The sequence below is a fragment of the Evansella tamaricis genome (assembly GCF_019042215.1).
Lineage (GTDB): Bacteria > Bacillota > Bacilli > Bacillales > Salisediminibacteriaceae > Evansella > Evansella tamaricis.
Genome location: NZ_JAHQCS010000005.1, coordinates 1 through 1,376, shown reverse-complemented (window position 1 = coordinate 1,376; position 1,376 = coordinate 1). Strand labels below are relative to the sequence as shown.

1 rRNA gene is annotated in these 1,376 nt (G+C 54.0%); it reads left to right on the top strand.

The annotated features are described in order from the left end of the window. Positions 1–1,376 (top strand): 23S ribosomal RNA (locus KS419_RS00200); the annotation flags it as partial.

Below are 1,376 nucleotides of genomic sequence, written 5' to 3'. Positions count from 1 at the left end.
AAGGCTGAGCTGTGATGGCGAGGGAAATTATAGTACCGAAGTTCCTGATCCTACACTGCCAAGAAAAGCCTCTAGCGAGGTGACTGGTGCCCGTACCGCAAACCGACACAGGTAGGCGGGAAGAGAATTCTAAGACGCGCGGGAGAACTCTCGTTAAGGAACTCGGCAAAATGACCCCGTAACTTCGGGAGAAGGGGTGCTCTATTAGGGTGCAAGCCCGAGAGAGCCGCAGTGAATAGGCCCAAACGACTGTTTATCAAAAACACAGGTCTCTGCTAAGCCGCAAGGCGACGTATAGGGGCTGACACCTGCCCGGTGCTGGAAGGTTAAGAGGAGGGGTTATCCTTCGGGAGAAGCTCTGAATTGAAGCCCCAGTAAACGGCGGCCGTAACTATAACGGTCCTAAGGTAGCGAAATTCCTTGTCGGGTAAGTTCCGACCCGCACGAAAGGTGCAACGATTTGGGCACTGTCTCAACGAGAGACCCGGTGAAATTATATTACCTGTGAAGATGCAGGTTACCTGCGACAGGACGGAAAGACCCCATGGAGCTTTACTGTAGCTTGATATTGGATTTTGGTACAGCTTGTACAGGATAGGTAGGAGCCTTGGAAGCCGGAGCGCTAGCTTCGGTGGAGGCGTTGGTGGGATACTACCCTGGCTGTACTGGAATTCTAACCTCGAACCGTGATCCGGTTCAGGGACAGTGTCAGGTGGGCAGTTTGACTGGGGCGGTCGCCTCCTAAAAAGTAACGGAGGCGCCCAAAGGTTCCCTCAGAATGGTTGGAAATCATTCGCAGAGTGCAAAGGCATAAGGGAGCTTGACTGCGAGACATACAGGTCGAGCAGGGACGAAAGTCGGGCTTAGTGATCCGGCGGCACCGTATGGAAGGGCCGTCGCTCAACGGATAAAAGCTACCCTGGGGATAACAGGCTAATCTCCCCCAAGAGTCCACATCGACGGGGAGGTTTGGCACCTCGATGTCGGCTCGTCGCATCCTGGGGCTGAAGTAGGTCCCAAGGGTTGGGCTGTTCGCCCATTAAAGCGGCACGCGAGCTGGGTTCAGAACGTCGTGAGACAGTTCGGTCCCTATCCGTCGCAGGCGTAGGAAATTTGAGAGGAGCTGTCCTTAGTACGAGAGGACCGGGATGGACACACCGCTGGTGTACCAGTTGTTCCGCCAGGAGCATCGCTGGGTAGCTACGTGTGGAAGGGATAAGTGCTGAAAGCATCTAAGCATGAAGCCCCCCTCAAGATGAGATTTCCCATCACGTAAGTGAGTAAGATCCCTCAGAGAAGATGAGGTTGATAGGTCTCGTGTGGACGCATGGTGACATGTGAAGCTGAGAGATACTAATCGATCGAGGGCTTAACCA